The following is a 22,641-nucleotide window of genomic DNA, read 5'->3' on the forward strand; positions in this document are numbered from 1 at the left end:
TACCACCTTTACCATAAGCTGTTCTTGCTCCATTTGCGGCTGAGATAATTCGCGCCCACCAGAAGAAGCAGATTGAACGCCGAATTGAATAGTCCCACCGCGGAGCTGAATCCCCAGTTCGCTTCAAGTAGCCCTTTGCGGTATACCGAGGTCGATATCACATCGGCTGTTTCGTAGATCACAGGATTATATAACAAAATAATTTTTTCATAACCGACATTCAGCATATTGCCGATACGAAGAATCAGCATAATCATAATCGTGGGCATCAGTCCGGGAAGCGTAATATGCCACATTTGTCTGAGCCGGCTTGCACCGTCGATTCTGGCTGCCTCGTATTGCTCCTGATCGATCCCGGTCAAAGCGGCCATATAAATAATCGATTCCCAGCCGATCTTCTGCCAAATTTCCGATAACACGTAGATCGACCGAAATAACTCCGGCTTTTGCAGCAACGCTTGTCCATCCGTACCCGTGACAAAGGTGTAGGCGAGATTGACGAAACCACCGCTGCCGGTAAAATCCTTAACGATCCCGCAAATGACGACAAGCGAAATGAAATAAGGCATGTAAGCAATCGTCTGCACCATATTTTTAAAGCGACGGTTCCGCACCTCGTTAAGCAGCAAGGCGAGCAGAATTGGAGCCGGAAATTCGAACAACAGTGTATTCAAACTGAGGAGCAGCGTGTTGGTGAGCAGCCTCCAGAAATAATAGCTGGAAAAGAACGCTTGAAAATGCTCCATGCCGGCCCATTCGCTTCCCCAGATGCCTTTCACCGGAGAAAAGTTTTTGAAGGCAATGATCGCACCATACATGGGCATATAATGAAAGACAACGTAATAAGCGATGATAGGGAGCATGAGCAGATATAAATATTTATTGTGTAAGAAATCCTTGGCATACTTCGAAGCGCCAGGTTTTCGTTTATGTTGAGTCGTCATGGCTTGGGGGGCGGCGTTCCGGCGCATAGGTACACCCTTTCTCATATAAAAAATGATAGACGGGGCTCATAAATCGGTCGCCCCGTCACTGGTATTACTTATCTTTTGTTGTATTGGTCATAAGCTTTTTGCGTGATTTGAATCGCTTTGTCCAAATTTACTGATTTCAACTTGGCCAGATGGCTGTCGAAGGAATCAACAGGTAACGTGCCAAGAATGATTTTGAGCGAAGTCTCATCCACCAGCGTATTCACATCCGACATGATTTTGGAATACTCACCGGAATCAGCAAGAGAGATTGTGACAGGAGGCAGTGCATATTTATCGTTGTCACTCTTCCATACCGTCAGTGCATCCTTCTGCTGAGGCATAGCGTAGAATTGCTCGATAAACCGTTTATCCTGAATGAAAGGTCCGGTACCCGCAGCGCGGATGTATAAGCCCATTGCCTGGGATGGTGCAAGCTTATCCGGATTTTTCAATAATAGATCGGTGTATTTAGGATATCCGTTCTCCAGATTGTAGCTCAGACCCGCAGTTCCGAAGTTAAAGAAGTTGTATCCTTCCTCACCGTAGGCGTAATCAAGGAATTTGATGGCAAGCTCCGGATTTTTGGCCTTGGCTGAAATAGCGGCCGAGGAAGCACCCGAGTAGGAAAACTCTTTTTGTCCGAACTTCGGTGTGTCACCTTTTTTCAGCACTGGATATGGAGCGGGTACCAGATTAGCATTCGGATCCTTGGCAGTCAATATCGGTCCCCATTTGCCGATCCCGCCGCCGGCTCCACCAATAGTAGCGCCCGTGGCTCCAGAGGTAACAGCTGCGTCCAGCGATTTGGTATCTGCTGTCGTAAAGTTCTTGTCTAGCAGCCCTTCCTCGTACCATTGATGCATCGTGGTCAGAAATTCCTTATATCCTGGCTCCGCCGGTCCATATTTGACCTGACCGTTATCGACATAGAAGTTTTTCACAACCCCGTATGCTCCTACAAAAGAGCCGTTAATCAGACTTTCAAGCGCCCTAGGCTTTCCTTTGATAGAAAGAGGAGCTGCAACGCCTTTCTTTTCCTTGAACGCCTTCAGCACATCATGCCATTCATCGATAGTCGTTGGAGTTTGCAGTCCCAGCTCATCGAGCCAATCCTTACGAATAACGGGTCCTTCAGTTGTTTTGACCAAATCGTCCTTGCGAATAAAAGGGAACACATAATAGCTGCCGCTGTCCGTTTTGACCATTTTGTCGACATCCGGATTATCTTTGAGGTACTTTTTCAAATTCGGGGCATGCTTATCGATCAAATCATTCAGCTTTAATATATATCCATCATTAATCATCTTCTCCGGACCGCCAGGTGCACCCGTCAGCCAGTTGTATTCAACCACATCGGGAAGATCGCCTGAGGCCAGCATCAAATTAAAGGCTTCTTTGGACTGTCCATTAGGGATTTCTGTAATATTCAACGTCACCCCGGTATTTTTCTGCCAATCCTGAAAGAAAGGAACATCTTTTAAGGTTGATTTAAGCCCCAAAAACGATGCGTTCATCTCGATCCAATAGCTTAGCGTTTCTTTCGTCTGGATCGGATACTTAGTCGGTTCGGCATTGGTCTGAGCGGCTTGACCAGCAGGCTGTGCTGGCGACTGTGCGCATGCGGACAACAGTCCGAGAATAAGGGTACCGGCTAAGGGGGCTTTTAATAATTGCAATTGTTTGTTCATTTCAGGTCTTGGCTCCTCTTTAATAGTTGGAATTTGTTATATGTTGTTAAAAATTGATATAACTATTTTTAGATATTGTCGCCTCTTCAACGGATGATGTAATGAGAAAAGGATGAAGCATAACATACAAAGGAAGAGCTTTTTTGTTGGTATTTAGCTAAATAAAGGAAGATATGGCTAGGAAGTTAGGAGGATTTATGAAAATTCGTCATTTTTCCTTATAATATTATATCAAATCCGAGTTGTAAAGTCGGAAAAGTTGGTAGCGCAATATTATTATACTATATAGCAATATTGTTATGTCTTTGATTGATATAATACAAGAAACAGGTTACAGCCCAGCTGTACGGAGTGTATGGACATGATAAGCATGAATAGATGAGCACTCATAAAAGGAGGAACACCCTTTGAAATATGCATTTAACTCAGCTTCTTGTCCCAACCTGACATTGGTCGAGATGACGGCGGCAGCTCAGGCTTATGGGTACCAGGGATTAGAGCTGCGCAGCGGAACGGGGCATCGGCATGGGGCAGAGCTGAGTGCAAGTCAGTCGGTAAGAACAGAGCTCAGGAAGCACGCGGCGGATTCGGGAATAGAGCTTTGCTGCCTCGGCATTTCCAATATCTATTCACAACCGGAGAACGTTGAAGCCCAGATCGATGAAACGAAGAGCTACATCAAGTTGGCGCATGATTTGGAAATTCCTTATGTCAGAGTGTTCTGCGGAAGAATCCCGCCTGAAGGTACACGGGAGGTGTCCCGGCACAGCATTATTGAAGCATTCCGCTCTCTTGGGCCGTATGCCCGGACCCATGGGGTAACGATTGTTGCTGAAACTCATGACCATTGGTCGGACCCACGTGTGATGGCAGATATTATGCGTGAAGTGAACGATTTGAATGTGGCGGCAGCTTGGGACGTTATTCATACGGAGCGTGAGGGATTGACTGGACCGGAGGCTGTTATCGACAGCTTGGGACCATGGATACGGCATGTGCATTTCCATGACGGGTTGAAACGGCTGGATCGTCTGCATTACGCGCCGATCGGAGCGGGTGAATTTGATCAGCTGCGGATCGCGAAAGCTTTATTGCAGGCAGGTTATGAAGGCTATGTGAGCGGGGAATGGTACAATTGGGAGCCTTACGACATTCATCTCCCCCGCGAGCTTGCAGCCTGGAAACGATATGTAGCCTTAGCTATGGAAGGTGGAGACGAGGATGGCTTTTAAAATAGTAACGATAGGCTGTGGCAGTATTGCACTGCGAGGTCATGGACCCGCCTACCGGAAATACGCCGAATCGAATCCCGATGTGGAGCTGGCGGCTTGCGTAGATATAGATGGAGATAAGGCGGAGGCATTCCGTGATCAATTCGGCTTTCAAAGAGCTTATACGGATATGGATACAGCGCTGGAAAATGAGAAGCCCGATGCGGTCTGCCTTGTCGTCCCTTATCAGCTGACTGCTCAGTTGGCTGTAGCGATAATGGAGAAAGGCTATCCGCTGTTGATGGAGAAGCCACCAGGAATGACCAGACAGGAGACCTTACGGATGATCCAGGCGGCTGAGCTTAGCGGAGCACCTCATCAGGTGGCCTGGAACCGCAGATACATGCCCGTCGTGGCCTATACGAAGCAATGGTTATCAAGAGAGCTGTCGCCGGGCAGTCTCCATAATATTCGGTACGATCTCAGTCGTGTTAACCGTATTGGCTCTAATGCTTCCATGACGATGGTACACGGCATTGATATGGTCAAATATTTGGCTGACTCCGATTATAAGCAAGTTCGTATTCGTTATCAGCCCTTCAGTCATCAAGGTGCAATCGAATCTAATATTCATTTGGATTGTGAATTTGAATCGGGCGTATGGGCACAAATTCAATATCGCCCTTTATCCGGCAGTGTGCTTGAGCGCGTCGTCATTGATGCCGTGAATCATACGATGCACCTTCATCTTCCTTTTTGGTCTTCGCCCGATGCTCCCGGCAAGCTGATTCATATAGTCAACAACGAAATCAAAGCCGAGCTCGGCAATGTCGAGCTCGGCAGAAGCGAAGAGATGTTCATTGTAAACGGCTTTTATTCAGAGAATGCGTTGTTCTTTAATGATATTCGTGCAGGGCGTAGGCCAGGTGATACTTTGAAATCAGCCATGCAAGCCGTTGAAATCTCCGAGGCGATACGGATGGGGCGGGAGCTGTATGTTTCCGGTGAAGCCTAAAAGTACGGCGAATAAATCCCGCTGTGTGGGAACACTCCTATTTAGAGCTGGAGCGACCAGATCCCTGCACATTCAGGCAGGCGGGCTAGCTTGTGCTTGATCACCTGTTCAGCCAAGGCATCACCAAAGAAAAATCGCGTTAGCTGTTCTGCCTGCTGCCAATGATCAAATGTGTAATCGGTTCTCATCCATTGGTGAGCAAACCCGTAATCCTTTTCCAGCATGGCATAATAAGGCTGCAGGAAATCAGGGGCGATTGGTGTCTCTGAGCCTGTGCCTAAGGTTTCGAAAATAACGGCGGTTCCATCAGGTCGGAGCACACGTCGTATTTCGCTCATCACCTGATGAATATTTTGCTGCCAGTTGGCAACGTTCGTACTTCCCAAGTAACAAATACTCCAGCCGGATACGATTAAATCGGCACTTTGATCAGCCAGTGGAAGTCTGCGATGGTCAGCAGCCTGTGTGCGCCAGTTGGTTAATCCGGCTTGCTCCAGTCTGTCTGCGGCAACGAGCAGCATAGCCTCCGAGGCGTCAAGAGCAATAATCGATTTGGCTTTCTCCCCCAGCGCTACCGTTAACCGTCCAGTTCCAGCACCAAGGTCTACGATATCGAGCCCGCAGCAGGGACGCAGCTCTTCAATCCTTCCCATTAAATCAGCTTGCTTTGAAATGAGCTCGTGGTAAGTGTCGGCTTCCTGTTGATAAATAGTGGTGTGATCAGGCATTGCTGTATCCTCCTTGTATCGATCCAATGAATGTGAACAACTCCATCGTACAAGTTGACGTAACGTCAAGGTCAACACCTTTCTATATATTTGTCCAATGACAATCAAGAGCCCGCCGAACGTTTGAACCGATAGGGGCTCATGCCCACGTGCTTTTTAAACAGCTGACAAAAATAAGGGAAATTCCCGAGGCCAATCATCTGTCCGATTTCCTGTACACTCAAGTCGCTCGTTTGCAGCAGCCAGCAGGCTTGACGAATCCGGCGTGCGGTTAAATATTCGGTGATGGTCGTGCCGATCGTCTGTCTGAACACGGCAGATGCGTGATTAGGCGATAAGTGAACCGCTTTGGCTAATACCTTCAGCTGAAATTCCTCCATATAATGCTCCTCAACCCATTCCATAATCTGCTCGGATGCCGTTGACTTAGGTCTGACAACAGGCTCGGTATGCCGATCAGTCACTGCCTGTCCCTTCAAATAATGCAGCAGGGCCACCAAAAAAAACATTTGTTCCTCCAACCGCAGCTCACCTTGTACAGTATGTGCAATACGATCTCGATACTGATTCAGCAGCGGCAGAACCGTTTGCTGAGGAAGCTCGCTAAAAATTTGCGGCTCCAGCGGGTCCTTCCATAAACGTTGAAAATACAATTGAAGACTCGCAAACGGGCTTAAGTAGGAATCCAGTACAGAGGGCTCGAATACAAACAGGGAGCGTATATAAGGCGCATCCGGTTGAATATCCATTTGGATACGATGCAGCTGAAAAGGTCTGAAGCACATCAGACTGCCCGGAGCCAGCTCAATAATTTGTTGATTGACAATGACGCGCCCGTGTCCCTCGTGAACATACAAAAGCTCCATGCCCTGATGGGCGTGATAAATATCTACAAATTCGTAAGTTCGGTCTTTGGCAAAAGATAACTGAACCGGATACTGGTTCAGATTCATATAGTTCATTATTTTCAAGGGGCAGCCTCCTGCAAGCTTTCTAGGAAAAACTTGCTTCGAAAGTATTTGTTAAGCTTTAGAAGAAACCGGACTTCGTCATGATGATTGGTTACTATTTAATCGTAATATAACAACATTTTATCATAAGGATGCCAAACATTCCGGTGCTATTTTTTGTTAAGGTTATAAGTAGAAGCAGAACGTACCTGAGCATAAATAAACAACTGGGAGTGAATGGCTTGATTAAGCATCGATTGATCGAAAATTGGCAGCATCACCGTGGAAGTCTGGGTGGTCCCTGGGAAGTATGGAGACAGGACAAGCTGCAAAATCACTATAACGTACCTTGGCATGAAGTTGAGCTGCCGCACACCTATAACGGTTTGGACGTATTGGATCCAGACGGCAAATACTATCAGGGACAAGGCTGGTACAGGACACTTCTGAAGCTGAACAATCCCTATCCGCAGGGACGGACGTTGCTGCATTTTGAAGGAGCAGGCCAGCGCTCTGATGTGTATGTCTATACGAAAAAAGTTGGCTCTCATCTGGGTGGCTATGATGAATTCACTATCGACATTACAGAGGCTGCCGAGGAAGCACTTAAGCTGGAGCGTTATCATGGGGTTACGCCGATAGCAGTTGCTTGTGATAACAGCCGTGATCTGGAAACGATACCTTCAGATGCGAGCGATTTTAACCTGTATGGAGGTATTTACCGCTATCTGAATGTAGTCTATGTTCCGGCGATTTCTTTGGAGCGCCTGCATATCGAGACATCGCTGTCAGCAGATTTGGAAAGCTGTCAAATTGCTGTTCGAGCTTCCTTATATAACCCGCTTCAACGGGATGAAGAACTGGAGCTGGTCATTCGTTTGCATGGACCCGATGGGCGGGAAATTGATGAGTTTACGGTTCAAACCCAGACATGGGAGGGGATGAAGCAGCTTGCTTCGTATGAGATTGCCACGCCTTTTCTCTGGACGCCTGCCGAGCCTCATTTGTACAGCTGTACCGTTGAGTTAAAGAATGGTCAAACCCAGCAGACGAATCCAATCAGTCAAACCAGCATTACGGAACGCTTTGGCGTTCGCAGCTTCGAATTTGTAAAGCAGGGCCCGTTCAAGCTGAATGGTGAGCGTTTGCTGCTGCGCGGTACACATCGTCACGAGGACCATGCAGGGATTGGACCTGCAATGACAGAGGATATGATCCGTACGGAAATGCAGCTGATCAAGGATATGGGAGCCAACTTTATCCGGCTTGGGCATTACCAGCAATCCCGTATTGTGCTCGATTTATGTGATGAGCTGGGTATTCTGGTATGGGAGGAAATTCCTTGGTGCCGGGGTGGTCTGGGTGGTGAGCAATACCGTCAACAGTGTAGGGACATGCTGAGCGCAATGATTGAGCAGCATTACAATCATCCTTCCGTTATTTTATGGGGGCTTGGCAATGAGAACGACTGGGAGTGCGATTTTGATTATTTTGATCAGGAGGAAATTCGCAGGTTTATGCAAGAGCTCCACGATCTGTCGCATAAGCTTGATCCGAGCCGCCTGACAGCAATTCGCCGCTGTGAATTTTGCAAAGACATTATTGATGTGTATTCCCCTTCAATCTGGGCTGGATGGTACCGTGGCATTTATACGGATTATGAAGAAAGCAGCAGACAGGCCTTTGAAAATGTCGATGCGTTTTTCCATATGGAATGGGGCGCGGACAATTTGGCGACACGCCATGTGGAGAAAACCTTCACAGGCTTTGAGTTTATCGGACAGGGTGGCGGCAATACCGATGAGCGCGACGGTGACTATTTGCTGACAGGTGGAGAGCCCCGTGTATCGCGTGACGGTGATTGGTCTGAAACGTACTTCTGCGAGATGATCGATTGGTATTTAAAATCGCAGGAGCATATGGACTGGCTGACGGGTACCGCTCAGTGGTCCTTCAAGGATTTTGCGACTCCGGTACGTCCGGATTCACCAATTCCGTATTTGAATATGAAGGGTATCGTCGAGCGGGATTTCACGAAAAAAGATGCCTACTACGTCTACCAATCGTATTGGACGGATCAGCCGATGGTGCGGATCGAAGGTCATACGATGCCGGTTCGCTGGGGCAGTCAGGATGAAATCAAACGAATCAAGGTGTACTCCAACTGCTCGGAAGCCGAGCTGTTCCTGAACGGAATCAGCCTTGGAGTTAAACAGCGCGATTCACGTAATTTTCCTGCTGCCGGACTTCGCTGGGATACGGTGCTGCAGCCGGGGGTCAACCAGGTGAAGGTAGTAGGGACGAAGAACGACGTGACCGTGACGGATGAGCTGTCATTCGAATACCAGACGCAGAGCTGGGGAGTTCCGACTGAACTGAAATTAAGCGCACAGGTTCAAAAGGATGGTCTCGTGCTTGCTGAGGTACTGGCGTATGATGCTCAAGGTGTTTTATGTCTGGATGCGACCAACTTTATCCGCTTCGGGCTGACCGGTGATGGCGAGCTAATCGACCATCAGGGCACGGTTCGAGGCTCCAGCCTGATCCAGCTTGCCAACGGTCGCGCCCGGATCTTGATCGATCCGGTTGGCGGGGCTGCTGCCAATGTGCAAATCAGCGGATTCGTATCGGCAAGCGGTCCTGCATCCGGGGGAGCCGGAACAGCAGCGCCTGTGACAGCAGGTCTGACTACTGGCGCAGTCAACGATGGTATCATCCATGATAGTCAGGCTCCAATAACGGGTGCTTCGGCTCGCAAGTCTGCATCAGTCGTGAGTGTGGCGAGTGACGGACTATCTACCGTATTTATCACTATTTAATAAATCTGCCGTGCTTTAACAGCTGCTTCATAGCACGGACAATTCCATTCCAATTTCAGGAGGATGAACAGGATGAATTCACCGGAATCAAGAACTTTTTTGCAAGCTGATACTTTGCAGGAAGCATTGCCGCAATTATGGGAAGCACTACAGCATAAGGTTGACCGTATGATTGAACAGATTGGCAGCAAGTCGCCGCATGTGGCGACCCGGGATTCAGGTATTTATGACGATATGCGTCACGATTGGTGGACTTCCGGCTTCTGGCCGGGAATTCTGTGGATTATGCATGAAATGACAGGCAAAGAGCATTACAAGCAAGCGGCTTGGGGCTGGGATGAGAAGTTTGAGCAGAAGTCGATTCAAGTGAGTAACTTTCATCATGATGTGGGCTTTCAATATTTGCCGACTGCCGTTATCAAGTACAAGCTGACCGGAGATGAAGAGGGTAAACGCAGGGGATTGGCGGCTGCGAATTTCCTGGCAGGCCGTTTTAATATTGCAGGCAATTTCCTGCGGGCATGGAATCAGGATAAAACGGGCTGGTCAATTGTCGACTCCTCGATGAATCTGTCGATTTTGTTCTGGGCAGCCGAAGAGATTGCAGACCCACGGTTTACGCATATTGCCAAAGCTCATGCCGACACCGTCGCGAATCATTTCATTCGTCCCGACGGTTCAGTGAACCACATTGTCAGCTTCGATCCGCTGACAGGGGAAGTCATCGAGTCGCTCGGCGGCCAAGGCGCCGGTCCCGACTCGGCCTGGAGCCGTGGCGCCGCATGGGCGCTGCACGGCATGGCGAACACGTATCGCTATACGGGCGATACGAAGTATTTGCACGCGGCACAGCGCGTCGCGCATTACTTCCTTTCCATGCTGCCGGACGACCACGTCGCGCATTGGGACTTCCGCGCGGCAGAGTCGCTTGACGCTGAGCCGCGTGACACCTCGGCGGCCTCCTGCGCCGCCTCGGGCCTGCTTGAGCTGGCCGCTGCGCTGCCTCCGGTAAAGGGGAACCCGTACCGCAAGGCCGCTGAGCGCATCCTGCTCTCGCTGACGCAAAACTACGCCACGTGGGATCGTCCCGAGCACGAGGCGATTCTGCTGGCCGGCACCGGCCACAAGCCGGCCAACTCCAACGTTGACGTCTCCCTCATCTATGGAGACTACTATTACGTCGAAGCGTTGGCCAAGCTGCTTGGCTGGAAAACGCGGATTTTCTAAAATCATAGGAACTTTGCAATTCCTGTAACGATGCAAAACATCGTTAAAAACCTCAGAACAGCCCAATAGGCTTGCAGTACGATGAATAACATCGTAACAGGAAGATATGGAGCCCCAAATTTGCGGTAAGCGCGCTGTAATGATGAATAACATCGTTAGAAGCATCCCAACGGGGTTGTGTTCCTTGTAACGATGTTTTTCATCGTTATGGAACCAGCCTGTGGTAGCAAGGGAGGCCGAGCGTGCAATGGGGCGAAAGAGAACAAAGAAGGTGAAAATCAGCACCAGTGTTTGTGCACATGCAGCTTCACTACCCGAAAAGCTGTCGAGCGTTGATTATAAGGCAGCTCCGATAAAGTAGAATAAAGCAAACTCCGTCTGCGCGATGGGGTTCACCCCGCTCCTTCCATCATGGAAGAAGCGGGGTTTTCGTGTGATCTGCCTTTCATCCGTTAAGTATAAGCTAATGATTTCCAGCGGCTTGTAACCTGCAAGGAAAATCGTTAAACTAGGAAATGATTATCATTATCATTGTTAAGCTTCCAGTACAGGTATAAGGGTTCCATAATCATACAAGTTTCTTTCCCATACTTGCTCAGCTCAATTTTCGCTCTATCCCATCACACGATCTGGTCAGTGTAAAAAAGGAGATGTCTACTACTATGCGACAGCCTGATCTGAACGGTCCTATGAACTTAACCTATAGAAGCACTGAAGAACTCAAAATCGTTAAAGGCCAGCCAATTCACATACATACAGCCACCGAGTATGCTTTTGCTTTTGTGATGCAGCACAAAGTGAAGGTGACGCTGAGAACCTCCCGTAAGCCCATGATCGGTAATGCGCTCAGTGGAGAAATTTTTCTGATTCCTGCCCATTGCCAGTGTAAGCTGGAACAGACCGCGAGTCAGATGGTGACGATCATCGTCATCCGGTTTAGCCAAGATACACCTCAGCCGCAAGCCAAAGGAAAAGCGGATTACCAGACCATGGACGCGCTGCTCTCAGAAGACTTCCATCCATTCCGCACACCGCAGGTCCGCAGCTGGATTCATGATTTTATGAGTGAAAATGAGTACGTGGAAACCGCGCTGTATTACCAGCTCCAATCCCATTTATACGCGATAGCTGCCTGTTATCTGGAATCGGTGCAAAAGCCGAAGGAAACGCAAACCGACCTGATCATTTTTGTCGAACAGGCACGTCAACTCATGCTGGAACAATACAATCATCCGTTGGATATTGAAGAGCTTGCCAAATCCTCGGGTTCGAGTCCCAGTCGTTTCTATATGGCTTTCAAAGAGCAGACTGGACTCAGTCCGCACAAATATATGACCAAAATCCGTATGGACGCTTCGCTTCACCTGCTGGCAGGAGGGACAACATCCATTGTAGAGGCCGCCCACGCTGTCGGTTATCTCGATGAGTACTATTTTAGCCGCTTGTTTAAGAAGCACATGGGGATGACGCCAACCGAATATACCGCGCGTGCGAAGAAAAAAGTTGCTAATCTCAACGGTGTTTTTGCCGGAGATCTTGCTGTTCTAGGAATGACCTCGTATATATCGTTCGAGCGGACTTGGCGGGAAAATAATCCGGAGCTTGTCCTGGAGCAGCTTGCCATTGCCCAGCCGGAATTGATTATAAGCGGGCCAACCACGGACGAGTATTACGAGAAGCTTTCAGAGATTGCCCCGGTTGTTGTGCTTCATTGGAAAGAATATTCATGGAAAGAGCGGCTGCTGGACATTAGCGAGTTGTTAGGACTGACTTCGATCGCAGAATGGTGGCTATCCTATTACGATATGAAGGTGGAGAATGCCCGCCGTCATGTGAAAAATGTGCTCGGTAATGAACCGTTTCTTGTTGTCCATGCGGTTGAGGGCGGATTTTATTTGTTTGGAATGAAGTCGAGAAAGCTGAGAGAAATTTTTTATGAGGATTTACAGGTCACTCCGCCGTCTCCAGCCAAGCAGATCAGCCTGATGAAGGTCGATAAGCTTGAAGAAATTGCTGAGCTTGATTGCGAAAATGTGTTGTTTCTGATGCATTCTTCGACAACTGAAGCCTTTTGCGTGGAGCTTGAAAATCAGTGGTGCGTCTTGAAGCCGAGTCGCCTAAAAAAACGATGCCTGTTTCTTCGCGAATATGATTCGCCGCTCTACAATCCGGTAGTCAATGAGAGCCTGGTGGAGCAGATGGTGAAACAATTGCTTGTCAGAATGGACTAAATTACAGCGTAAATGGCGATGTCTGCATGTGTACAAATAGGAATATCCAAGCCCCCTACAGGAAAGTCCATTCTCAGCAGAGGGTGGCTGTTTTATGATATCGAAGTGAGAATGATTATTACTATCATGATTTCACCTTATTAGCAGTTTCAACTGATCTTGACCATATTCTGGGGGAAGAAATATGAACTTAGCAGAGCTTTTAAAAGAAAGACGCTCCGTCCACCGGTTTCAAAGCCGTGAGGTTCCCGTTGAGCTTGTAACCGAGCTGCTTGATACCGCAGTATGGGTGCCTAATCACAAGATGACACAGCCTTGGCGGTTTGTGATTGTCCGTGGGGAAGGGCGCAAGCGGATCGCGGAAATCAGTCGCAACAACGTGGGAAAAAGAGAAAGAGACCCGGAAAAAGCCAAGGAGCTCGGACAAAAGTTTTACGATAAATTTATGGCGGTACCGACGTTCGTTGTCGTTGTGATGAAGGAAAATCCGTCTATTAGCGTTCGCGAGGAGGATTACGCCTCTACGAGCTGCCTCATTCATAACTTTAGCTTGTTAGCTTGGGAGCAGGGTATTGGCCTGGTATGGGAGAGCTACCCGCTGCTGTCGGACCATGCATTCCGTGAAGCCTTGGGCATCGAGCCGGGTGAAAGAGCGATAGGCAGTTTACATGTAGGTTATCCAGAGCAAATTCCGAACGCACAACCGAGAATTCCGGCTGCTGAACGCATTACGGTCATCGATCAAGCCTTATGAAACAGAGATATTTGGTCATAGCGATCGTGATTTTATCATTTTGTTCGGTGTTCATAGGTGTGAAGGACATCAGTCCCTTGCATCTGCTGAGTCTGACGGAGGATCAGTGGGAAATCCTGCTGATAAGCCGTTTTCCGCGTTTGATCAGTCTCATTATTGCTGGCGTCAGTATGAGTGTGATTGGTCTTATTATGCAGCAGCTGACCCGTAACAAATTCGTCTCGCCAACAACGGCAGGGACTGAGGATTCGGCGCGCTTTGGGATTTTGGTTTCCTTAATGATGTTTACATCCGCCAGTCCGATGCAAAAAATGCTCGTTTCCTTTGCCTTTGCCTTGCTCGGTACATTCATTTTTATGAAAATTCTCGACAAGGTTAAGTACAAGGACGTTATTTTCATCCCTCTGGTGGGGCTGATGTTCGGGCAGATTGTTGGTTCAACGACAACGTTTTTTGCTTACAAGCATGATCTTATTCAAAGCATCTCGGCTTGGCTGCACGGGGATTTTTCAATGATCATGAAAGGCCGTTACGAAATGCTGTACATCAGTATTCCGGTCGTGATCATTGCCTATTTGTATGCCAACAAGTTTACCGTAGCGGGTATGGGTGAAGAGTTCTCGATTAATCTGGGACTCAACTACAAGCAGGTCGTCAACATTGGGCTGGTCATCGTGGCCTTGGTTACCTCAGTCGTGATTCTGACCGTCGGTATGATTCCGTTTCTTGGGCTGATCATTCCCAATATCGTCACGCTGTATCAAGGCGATCATCTCAAAAAAAGCTTGAGCCATACCGCCTTATTGGGCGCTGCCTTCGTGTTGTTTTGTGACATTCTCGGTCGGGTCATCATTTATCCGTATGAGATTTCGATTGGCCTTACGGTCGGTGTTATAGGGAGTGGGATTTTTCTGTACCTGCTGTTGAGGAGAAAGGCTTATGCATAATAAAGTCAAAATTACGATTTTGGCCGCAGTCGCACTGTCACTTATCATTACGTTTATATTTATTCAATCCGGTACCAACTGGGGGTATGTGCTGCCCAGAAGAGGAATCAAAATCCTTGCCATTGTGCTGACGGCTGCTGCTATCGCATTTTCTACCATGGTATTCCAGACGATTACGAATAACCGGATTTTGACGCCGAGTATACTCGGACTCGATTCGCTCTATATGCTTTTCCAAACATTTATCGTCTATTTCTTTGGTTCTGCCGCATTGTCGTTGATGAGCAAGCATATGCATTTTGCAGCTTCAGTGGGCTTGATGGTTGTGTTCTCAGGGGTGCTGTACAAGATCATTTTCAAGCGAGATGGGCAAAACATCTATTTCCTGCTGCTGATCGGCATTATAATGGGCACTTTGTTCCAAAGTGTTTCCTCTTTTATGCAGGTGATGATTGACCCGAATGAATTTTTGCATGTGCAGGATAAAATGTTTGCCAGCTTTAACCGGATAGGCTCCGATCTGCTTACGGTTTCCTTTATTGTTGTGCTTGGAGTAGCGGTGTATTTCTGGAAATTTGCCAAATACCTGGATGTGCTCTCACTGGGAAAGGAGCATGCGATTAATCTCGGCATCAATTACGATCATGTGGTCAAAAGATTGCTGATTCTCGTCGCTATTCTCATTTCCATATCGACTGCCCTTGTCGGCCCGATCACCTTCCTTGGATTGCTTGTGGCGAATGTGGCCCATCAGATGTTCAGGACGTACCGGCACAGCATATTAATTCCCGGATCGATTCTGATCAGTATCGTGGCTTTGGTTGGCGGGCAGTTAATCGTCGAGCGGGTATTTACGTTCACAACGACCGTCAGCGTAGTGATTAATCTGATCGGCGGTATTTACTTTATTTATTTGCTGTTAAAGGAGAATAAATCGTGGTAGAAGTAAGACGGGTATCCAAACGATACGGTAACAAAAATGTCGTCGATGATGTATCAGTTAGAATCGCCAAAGGTAAAATCACCTCATTCATCGGTCCGAACGGAGCAGGCAAAAGCACACTTCTATCTATCGTAAGCCGACTGATCACGAAGGATAGCGGCGAGGTGCTCATCGAGGATACCGAGATTGGCAAGTGGAAGAGCAATGATTTGGCCCGCAAAATATCGATTCTCAAGCAATCCAACCATATCAATATTCGTCTGACGATCAAGGAATTGGTAAGCTTTGGACGCTTTCCCTACTCTCAAGGCAGACTAAGCCCGGAGGATTGGAAGTACGTGGATGAAGCGATTGTGTATATGGATCTGGTGGATATTCAGGACAAATATTTGGATCAATTAAGCGGCGGCCAGCGGCAAAGGGCTTACATTGCTATGGTAGTCGCGCAGAATACGGAATACATATTGCTGGATGAACCGCTTAATAACCTGGATATGAAGCATTCCGTGCAAATTATGAAGGTGCTGCAAAGGATGGTCAGCGAGCTGGGCAAAACGATAGTGCTTGTGCTCCATGACATCAATTTTGCTTCCTGTTATTCCGACTATATCGTAGCGCTCAAGGATGGAAGGGTCGTAAGAGAGGGCACAACTGACGAGATCATCAACTCCGAGGTATTAAAGGAAGTCTACGATATGGACATTCAGATTGAAACGATTAACGGCAATAAAATATGTGTTTATTTCTCATAAACAAACGTTGGCTTCATGAACTAACGTCTGTACATGAGTACAAATAAAAAAACTTATAGAGGTGAACAGAGTGAAAAGAAAATTATCCATGTTTGTTTGTATGTTAATAATTGCCATTGTTGCTGCTGCGTGCGGTTCGACCGCTTCCAATGAAACTGCCAAAGCTCCGGCTGCATCGACGCCTGCACCTGCTGCGTCCACACCAGCTCCAGCAGCTGCACCTGCCGCTCCAACTGAACTTACGATCAAGCACCAATTGGGTGAAACCAAGGTCAAAACAAATCCGAAAAAAGTCGTCGTGTTTGACTACGGTATGCTCGACACTTTAGATAAATTGGGTATTGAAGTCACAGGGGTGGCGCAATCCAGTTTGCCGCCTTACTTGGCTAAATACAAGGATGCCAAATACAAAAACATCGGAACCCTGCAAGAGCCGGATTTTGAAAAAATCAATGCAATGAGTCCAGACTTGATTCTGATTTCGGGCAGACAGAATGCTTCTTATGCAGAACTGAGCAAAATTGCACCGACTGTATTCGTAGGCGTGGATGCGAAACGTTATATGGATTCATTTACGGAAAACTCCAAAATCATCGGCAAACTATTTGGCAAAGAAGCAGCGGTTGACACAGAATTAGCCAAAATCAATGAATCCATCAAAAAAGTTAATGCCAAAGCCGCAGGCGACAACAAAAAAGCTCTGATCACATTAGTTAGCGGTGGCAAAGTAACCGCATATGGACCGGGCTCACGTTTCGGTATTATCCATGATGTACTGAATGTGGTACCTGCCGAGAAAAACATTGAAGTATCGACACATGGTCAATCCATCTCTTTTGAATACATTGTTGAGAAAAACCCTGATTACCTGTTCGTTGTTGACCGCGAAACCGCTGTAGGTGAAAGCAAAACAACAGCTAAACAAGTGATCGAAAATGAATTGGTTAAGAAAACGAATGCATTCAAGAATGGTAACATTATTTATCTGGATCCTAACTACTGGTACTTGTCCGGTGGCGGCCTGATCTCCACTGCTGCAATGATCGATGAAGTGGATAAGGGATTGAAATAGTAAGCAGGTTAACAATAAACAGGAGCAAGCGGCGAGTAGCTGCATGCTCCTGTTTTGTTGTCTTAAATACGATTCACTTATTTACTTGGTAGTTTTCTTGGATTCGATCGTATTTTTGCTGCTCTTGACGATAGGAGCTTTATCCTTATCTTTAGTATCTTTAGCTTTATTCTTGTCATTGGAATCCTTGGACGCCGCTGCAGTCTTCTGATCTTTAGCGGGAACCGCTTTATCGCTCTTGGTATTATCCTTATTATCGGTATCCTTCTTGGTTGTACTTGCTGTTGTTGGCGTCTTATTCTTGTCAGCATTGGAGGGAGCGGTTGTCGGCTTGCCGTTGTTGTCCTTTTTCGTGTCTGCAGGCTTGTCTTTGCTTGATGGTGCTTTCACGGCGAGTGCAGCCGCTTTGTCAGCCTCTGCTTTGGCGATTAGGGCTTGCTTCAGGGCTTGTTCCTTATCACGGGCTGCTTTCTCGGCTGCGGCTGCGGCAAGCAGGATAACTTCCTGTTCGCCATTAATTCTTTTACCCCCTCCACGCACGTAGGCATAACTCTCGGGTTCTTCAAAGTCGGATACAGGAACATCCTGCAGAGCGCGGCTGACGACTTCTTTAAATAATGCGGCAGGGTACCGACCACCTGTTGTTGAAAGATAATGATCTTTGTTCGTTTTCTCATAACCCAGCCATACGGCGGCAACAAGCTCAGGGGTATAACCGACAAACCAGGCATCCTTGGAGCCGTCGATTTGATTTCCGTTCTCATCCTTGAATTCCGGAATGTCCGGAAGCTGAGTCGTACCGGTTTTGCCGGCTACGGGTCGATCCATCTGAGCACTTTGTCCGGTACCGTCATTAACGACCTCTTCAAGCATCCTGGTCATCGTGAAGGCTGCACTGGGGTCCAGCAGCGGCTCCAATACCGGAACCGTCTCTGTGCCGACCAGTTGCCCCTTGCGATCAACGATCTTCGTAATGGCATAAGCCTTGGACATATTCCCTTGATTAGCGAACATGGTATAGGCTTGTGCCATTGCAAGCGGAGAGGTCCCTCTGCTCATGCCGCCCAAGGCTATCCCTAAGGTTCGATCTTCTGGCTGTAGGGTCAGTCCGGCTTTGCTGGCGAAAGCCAGGCCATTATCGATACCGATTTCCTTCAGCAGAGCTACAGCCGGAATATTGTAGGATTGAATCAGGGCATCCTCAAGCGTGACCCAGCCATGCAGCTGTCGCATGTAATTCATAGGTGTATAGGAGCCGCCAAAATCGGTTTCCGCATCAAAGATCTTATCCTTTGGTCCATAGCCCTCGCTCAGTGCAGGCGCATATACAAGAATCGGTTTGATGGCGGAACCCGGCTGTCGTTCATTTTGCGTGGCATAATTGAATTCACGGAATTCCTGCTTTGGATTGCGGGAGCCTACAATGCCAAGTACAGCACCGGTTTGCGGTTGTATCAGTACGATCCCACTCTGCAACCCACCAGCATCCTCGGGAAAGAGGGAGGCATCTTTGTATACCTCTTCCGCCGCATTCTGAACAGTGGGAGCCATGGTCGTGTAAATATGGTAGCCGGACGATAAAATCTGCTGTTCCGTCAAGCCGTATTTATCAATGGCTTCATTGATCACATGATCGACAAAGGATGGATGCTTGGCAACTTTAGGCTCCGTCCGAATGGCAAGCTTGATTTCTTCATTACGGGCGCTATCCCGTTCGGCCTCCGTAATACGCCCCTGTTCTGCCATCAAACTTAATACAAGATTCCGCCGTTCCTTGGCCTGCTCAGGCTTTTTCACAGGCGAATAGTTGGTGGGAGACTTTGGAATGGCAGCAAGTAAAGCACTTTCCGATAAAGTTAATTCCATAGCTTGTTTGCCAAAATACGATTCTGCAGCCCGCTGCAATCCCCAAGAACCTTCACCAAAATAAATATAATTCAAATACAGCTCCAATATTTGATCTTTGGAATATTCATTTTCGATTTTAATGGAGGCGACAGCTTCATTGATTTTACGGGAATACGTTTGCTCGGGCGAGAATAGCAAAGTCTTGGCAAGCTGTTGAGTAATGGTGCTGCCACCTTGAACTGTCTCCCCGGACTTCCAGTTATGATATAAAGCACGTGCGATTCCATTAAAATCGATGCCTTGATGCTCGCGGAATCGGGCATCCTCAACGGCAATAACCGCTTCCTGTACCGTCTTGGGAAATTGGTCGAGAGGCATATATTCCATCCGCGAATTCGTTAGTTCGGTGATAACGTCCCCGTTGCCGTCATAAAAAACCGTAGAACGCGGAGGCTCCTTACTGAGTGCTGAGATATCGATAGCTCGATATATATTCATATAGGAATTCCAGCACCAAGCGACAGTAGCCGTTCCGAGTCCGGTGAACACGATGAGAAAAAGAAGGGACAGCACTGCGATTTTTAGTTTAATTTGAGTAGTCATCTGTTGTTCCCCCATATTAAGTTGTACTAGGGTTCTTACCACTAGAGGGGGTGGGCCAAACATGAAAGCTGGTTTAAGGATAATTTGTAGTCATGAAAGGCTCCGCACGTTGTTCCTCATATTCTATACTGTTCGAAAAATGATGTCTCTTTAGAGGTGTAGCTGGGTACATATCGATGAAATTCAGGATTCAAGTTTCATGCGCAGCTTGAATTCCTTCGGGGAGCAGTGATTATGGCGTTTAAACAGCTTGTAAAATTGCGCCATATTCGGAATCCCGACAGCCTCGCCTACTTCTACTATACTGACATCCTGGGTGAGCAGCAGACGCTCGGCTTTTTTGATGCGCTTGAAGTTCACATAATCGACGAAGGACAGCCCCATCACCTTTTTAAAATATTTAATAAAATAATGATAGCTCAGGTTGAGTACTGCGCATGCCTGCTCGATCGAGATTTTCTCGGCCATATGCTGCTCCACATAATCCAGCGCTGGCTGCAGGCGTGTCAGCTCATCCCGTTCCGAGCCATGCAGCATACCACGTGTATCATTTCGCAGAAGAAGCAGGAGTAAGCGCCGAATGGAAGCCGTAATGGCAAGCTCACAGCCTTTTTGTTTGGTTTGTGATTCTGTAAAAATGTCCATAATAATATCATGTGCCTGTTTTTGTATATCAGCATGCTCACAGAACATATAGTTAAGAAGCCCAAGCGGGCGGCGGATTTCACTGAAATAATGCAAATACGGCATTATACTTTCGTCAAAATGCTGAGCCAGATCAAACTGGCACACCAAATAATTAAACGGCTCCGCACTTTCCTTCTTGGTGCGATGAAGCTGCGAGCTGCCCAGCACATGGACATCCCCACTCTGCAGCACACGAATATCATGCTTCGTCTGCACGCTGAGCGAGCCTTCAATGATGGCGAGGAATTCAACTTCCTTATGATAATGCCAACGATATTTGGATGGAGGAACGATCGCGGGGGATTTGCTCGTATCTTCACTTATCATAACCGCATCGTCATCTGTAATTCGCCATATTTTCAAACGAAGTAACGGATTTTGATAATCGACCAGCTCATTGTGAACTTCTGTTTCTTGCTCCGGAGCCATGAACATATGGATGCTACCTCCAAAATTTAACCGATCAACGATACCAGTATTGGATAGTCGATTTGTTTGTATGTATAGATTAGTATAGCATGATTTGATGGGGCGATGGCGTTTTTGAATAAAGAACACACAGTTTTGAGCATATCATTTTATGGGTATATTCCTATATAATACAGGTTATATTACAAACCAATCGATATGGAGGCTACAATCCCAATGAGTCAAAAGCTGCGTGTTACCGTATGGAATGAATTTCGCCATGAACAGGAAAATGAAGCAATACGTGCTGTCTACCCGAATGGCATACATCAAGTAATCGGTGAGGGCTTGGGAACGGAGCTGGATGTGTCCTATGCGACACTCGATGAGCCAGAGCATGGCTTGACCGAGGAGCGTTTGAACAATACGGATGTGCTGATCTGGTGGGGACACAAGGCGCATGGCGATGTACAGGATGAGATTGTACAGCGTGTACATAATCGCGTGCTGCATGGAATGGGCCTGATCGTTCTGCATTCAGGTCACTTCTCCAAAATTTTCAAAAAATTGATGGGCACCTCCTGCGATCTGAAATGGAGAGAAGCGGGCGAGAAGGAACGTCTGTGGGTCGTATCCCCGGGTCATCCGATCGTTGAAGGCATTGGCTCCTACATTGAATTGGAATCCGAAGAGATGTACGGCGAGCACTTTGATATTCCAGCTCCGGACGAGCTGATCCTGGTCAGTTGGTTTGAGGGTGGGGAAGTGTTCCGCAGCGGCTGCACCTTCCACCGTGGACAAGGCAAGATTTTCTACTTCCGCCCAGGCCATGAATCTTACCCTACCTACTATAATGAGCAGGTGCGCCGTGTTATCCGTAACGGTGTCTACTGGGCTGCTCCGACAACTCGTGAGTATCCGAAGTATGGCAACAGCCAGCCTTTGGAGCCGATCAAGGCAAAAGAGTAAAGTTAGTTTTATATTACGAGGCTCTAGTGGCTCCACAACAAATCAGCTGCACCCGGTTTTCTGGGCGCAGCTGATTTTGTGTCATGCAGCTTTACGGATGTTCCTTCAGCAGAGAGGGTGGAGATAACGATGGTATGAAAGTGCGATCTTGGTTAGCGTGCTTTCCGGCGTTTGCCGCGGTTTTTACTTGTGTTCTTGCCGCTGGTGCGTTTACGACGTCGGCGGCGAAGCGGGGCATCGCTATCGCCATCCTTTTTCTTTTTACCGAAAGAGCCCATCAGTACCTTAACGAGCGGTGCCATCTGCTGTACGCTCTGGACCATCTTTTGCACCTTGCCCATGGTGTCCATAATGCCATCGATTCCACCAAGACGATCAAATACTTGCTTCATTTGAGCAATATTGATTGTGCTGCTGGCCCCTGTAGCTGCTCCTGAACCGCCTCCGCCGAAGAAAGAAGTCAGCTTACTAAGTGCTCCGCCCCCACCACTTGCTGGCGGAGTTGGTGCTGCTTGCACTACCTGAGGCGTATACTGGGGCTGTGGTGTGTAGGAGTTGGTGCCGATCCCTGGATACGGATTGGGAAGCTGTGTCCCCAAAGAATAGGATGGAGGTTGCTGTGTGAAGCTGCGGGTATTCACGCCTCGATTTCCTATAGGTGGTCTTTGTATGCTCACCGGATTCACATTCCTTTTTTGGTTTGGTTATAGACGATTGCCCTTATGTAGTTTATGTGGTAGGCGAATGGATGGATTGGACTCCTGTCACGGTTTTTTGTTTTTTTTCCTGATTTTAGCCCATTAACGCATAAAAAG

18 protein-coding genes are annotated in these 22,641 nt (G+C 47.7%); 11 read left to right on the plus strand and 7 right to left on the minus strand.

Annotated features, from left to right (window positions below; all coding sequences use genetic code 11):
• Window positions 1-8: 8 nt before the first annotated feature.
• Together BK127_RS29805 and BK127_RS29810 are read right to left on the minus strand one after the other, a co-directional pair.
• The gene (locus BK127_RS29805) at window positions 9-944 is read right to left on the minus strand and encodes an ABC transporter permease (RefSeq protein WP_076235780.1); all 936 of its coding nucleotides are present in this window, start codon (window positions 942-944) and stop codon (window positions 9-11) included.
• A 98-nt stretch (window positions 945-1,042) separates the two neighbouring features.
• On the minus strand, window positions 1,043-2,662 hold the full coding sequence (locus BK127_RS29810) for an extracellular solute-binding protein (protein WP_076235752.1): 1,620 nt from the start codon (window positions 2,660-2,662) through the stop codon (window positions 1,043-1,045).
• A 407-nt stretch (window positions 2,663-3,069) separates the two neighbouring features.
• Here BK127_RS29810 and BK127_RS29815 point away from each other — a divergent pair, with 407 nt between their 5' ends.
• Window positions 3,070-3,894 carry a sugar phosphate isomerase/epimerase family protein gene (locus BK127_RS29815; protein WP_076235753.1) on the plus strand — a complete coding sequence of 275 codons (825 nt, stop codon included), beginning with the start codon at window positions 3,070-3,072 and terminating at the stop codon, window positions 3,892-3,894.
• Complete coding sequence (locus BK127_RS29820; protein ID WP_076235754.1) at window positions 3,884-4,888, plus strand: Gfo/Idh/MocA family protein; 1,005 nt, start codon at window positions 3,884-3,886, stop codon at window positions 4,886-4,888. The genes BK127_RS29815 and BK127_RS29820 overlap by 11 nt, the downstream gene beginning before the upstream one ends.
• A 41-nt stretch (window positions 4,889-4,929) precedes the next feature.
• On the opposite strand, the gene BK127_RS29825 is transcribed toward BK127_RS29820, so the two are convergent.
• Complete coding sequence (locus BK127_RS29825; protein ID WP_076235755.1) at window positions 4,930-5,616, minus strand: class I SAM-dependent methyltransferase; 687 nt, start codon at window positions 5,614-5,616, stop codon at window positions 4,930-4,932.
• A 104-nt stretch (window positions 5,617-5,720) separates the two neighbouring features.
• Entirely contained in the window at window positions 5,721-6,578 is an 858-nt protein-coding gene (locus BK127_RS29830; RefSeq protein ID WP_076235781.1) for an AraC family transcriptional regulator, read from the minus strand.
• A gap of 230 nt (window positions 6,579-6,808) precedes the next feature.
• On the opposite strand from BK127_RS29830, the gene BK127_RS29835 reads away from it, so the two are divergent.
• The 8 genes from BK127_RS29835 (at window position 6,809) to BK127_RS29870 (ending at window position 17,311) form a co-directional block, all read left to right on the plus strand.
• Window positions 6,809-9,385 carry a glycoside hydrolase family 2 TIM barrel-domain containing protein gene (locus tag BK127_RS29835; RefSeq protein ID WP_076235756.1) on the plus strand — a complete coding sequence of 859 codons (2,577 nt, stop codon included), beginning with the start codon at window positions 6,809-6,811 and terminating at the stop codon, window positions 9,383-9,385.
• Between the two features lie 72 nt (window positions 9,386-9,457).
• Window positions 9,458-10,612 (plus strand): glycoside hydrolase family 88 protein, encoded by a 1,155-nt coding sequence (locus BK127_RS29840; RefSeq protein WP_076235757.1) that lies wholly within the window; start codon window positions 9,458-9,460, stop codon window positions 10,610-10,612.
• A 662-nt stretch (window positions 10,613-11,274) separates the two neighbouring features.
• The gene (locus tag BK127_RS29845) at window positions 11,275-12,843 is read left to right on the plus strand and encodes a helix-turn-helix domain-containing protein (RefSeq protein ID WP_076235758.1); all 1,569 of its coding nucleotides are present in this window, start codon (window positions 11,275-11,277) and stop codon (window positions 12,841-12,843) included.
• 184 nt (window positions 12,844-13,027) lie between these two features.
• Window positions 13,028-13,597, plus strand: a complete 570-nt coding sequence (locus tag BK127_RS29850) for a nitroreductase family protein (RefSeq protein WP_076235759.1) — start codon at window positions 13,028-13,030, stop codon at window positions 13,595-13,597.
• Entirely contained in the window at window positions 13,594-14,544 is a 951-nt protein-coding gene (locus tag BK127_RS29855; RefSeq protein WP_076235760.1) for an ABC transporter permease, read from the plus strand. Before BK127_RS29850 ends, BK127_RS29855 begins: the two co-directional genes overlap by 4 nt.
• On the plus strand, window positions 14,537-15,487 hold the full coding sequence (locus tag BK127_RS29860) for an iron chelate uptake ABC transporter family permease subunit (RefSeq protein ID WP_076235761.1): 951 nt from the start codon (window positions 14,537-14,539) through the stop codon (window positions 15,485-15,487). Before BK127_RS29855 ends, BK127_RS29860 begins: the two co-directional genes overlap by 8 nt.
• Window positions 15,481-16,239 (plus strand): iron ABC transporter ATP-binding protein, encoded by a 759-nt coding sequence (locus BK127_RS29865; protein ID WP_076235762.1) that lies wholly within the window; start codon window positions 15,481-15,483, stop codon window positions 16,237-16,239. The genes BK127_RS29860 and BK127_RS29865 overlap by 7 nt, the downstream gene beginning before the upstream one ends.
• 70 nt (window positions 16,240-16,309) lie before the next feature.
• Window positions 16,310-17,311 (plus strand): siderophore ABC transporter substrate-binding protein, encoded by a 1,002-nt coding sequence (locus tag BK127_RS29870; RefSeq protein WP_076235763.1) that lies wholly within the window; start codon window positions 16,310-16,312, stop codon window positions 17,309-17,311.
• Between the two features lie 81 nt (window positions 17,312-17,392).
• Here the strand turns inward: BK127_RS29870 and BK127_RS29875 are convergent, their stop codons facing one another.
• Window positions 17,393-19,762: a transglycosylase domain-containing protein gene (locus BK127_RS29875; RefSeq protein ID WP_256711507.1), complete on the minus strand. Its 2,370-nt coding sequence runs from the start codon at window positions 19,760-19,762 to the stop codon at window positions 17,393-17,395.
• Window positions 19,763-19,945: 183 nt separating this feature from the next.
• On the minus strand, window positions 19,946-20,884 hold the full coding sequence (locus BK127_RS29880; RefSeq protein ID WP_076235764.1) for a helix-turn-helix domain-containing protein: 939 nt from the start codon (window positions 20,882-20,884) through the stop codon (window positions 19,946-19,948).
• 210 nt (window positions 20,885-21,094) lie between these two features.
• On the opposite strand from BK127_RS29880, the gene BK127_RS29885 reads away from it, so the two are divergent.
• Window positions 21,095-21,826, plus strand: coding sequence for a ThuA domain-containing protein (locus BK127_RS29885; RefSeq protein WP_076235765.1), 732 nt, complete (start codon window positions 21,095-21,097; stop codon window positions 21,824-21,826).
• A 152-nt stretch (window positions 21,827-21,978) separates the two neighbouring features.
• Here BK127_RS29885 and BK127_RS29890 read toward each other — a convergent pair whose 3' ends face one another.
• Window positions 21,979-22,503 (minus strand): hypothetical protein, encoded by a 525-nt coding sequence (locus BK127_RS29890; RefSeq protein WP_144026598.1) that lies wholly within the window; start codon window positions 22,501-22,503, stop codon window positions 21,979-21,981.
• Window positions 22,504-22,641: the final 138 nt, after the last annotated feature.

Source organism: Paenibacillus sp. FSL H7-0331, assembly GCF_001956045.1.

Excerpts from the sequence above, each read along its gene's own strand:
- BK127_RS29805 (WP_076235780.1), bottom strand. The coding sequence starts at position 944 with ATGACGACTCAACATAAACGAAAACCTGGCGCTTCGAAGTATGCCAAG.
- BK127_RS29810 (WP_076235752.1), bottom strand. The coding sequence starts at position 2,662 with ATGAACAAACAATTGCAATTATTAAAAGCCCCCTTAGCCGGTACCCTT.
- BK127_RS29820 (WP_076235754.1), top strand. The coding sequence starts at position 3,884 with ATGGCTTTTAAAATAGTAACGATAGGCTGTGGCAGTATTGCACTGCGA.
- BK127_RS29825 (WP_076235755.1), bottom strand. The coding sequence starts at position 5,616 with ATGCCTGATCACACCACTATTTATCAACAGGAAGCCGACACTTACCAC.
- BK127_RS29830 (WP_076235781.1), bottom strand. The coding sequence starts at position 6,578 with ATGAACTATATGAATCTGAACCAGTATCCGGTTCAGTTATCTTTTGCC.
- BK127_RS29840 (WP_076235757.1), top strand. The coding sequence starts at position 9,458 with ATGAATTCACCGGAATCAAGAACTTTTTTGCAAGCTGATACTTTGCAG.
- BK127_RS29845 (WP_076235758.1), top strand. The coding sequence starts at position 11,275 with ATGCGACAGCCTGATCTGAACGGTCCTATGAACTTAACCTATAGAAGC.
- BK127_RS29850 (WP_076235759.1), top strand. The coding sequence starts at position 13,028 with ATGAACTTAGCAGAGCTTTTAAAAGAAAGACGCTCCGTCCACCGGTTT.
- BK127_RS29855 (WP_076235760.1), top strand. The coding sequence starts at position 13,594 with ATGAAACAGAGATATTTGGTCATAGCGATCGTGATTTTATCATTTTGT.
- BK127_RS29860 (WP_076235761.1), top strand. The coding sequence starts at position 14,537 with ATGCATAATAAAGTCAAAATTACGATTTTGGCCGCAGTCGCACTGTCA.
- BK127_RS29875 (WP_256711507.1), bottom strand. The coding sequence starts at position 19,762 with ATGACTACTCAAATTAAACTAAAAATCGCAGTGCTGTCCCTTCTTTTT.
- BK127_RS29880 (WP_076235764.1), bottom strand. The coding sequence starts at position 20,884 with ATGTTCATGGCTCCGGAGCAAGAAACAGAAGTTCACAATGAGCTGGTC.
- BK127_RS29885 (WP_076235765.1), top strand. The coding sequence starts at position 21,095 with ATGAGTCAAAAGCTGCGTGTTACCGTATGGAATGAATTTCGCCATGAA.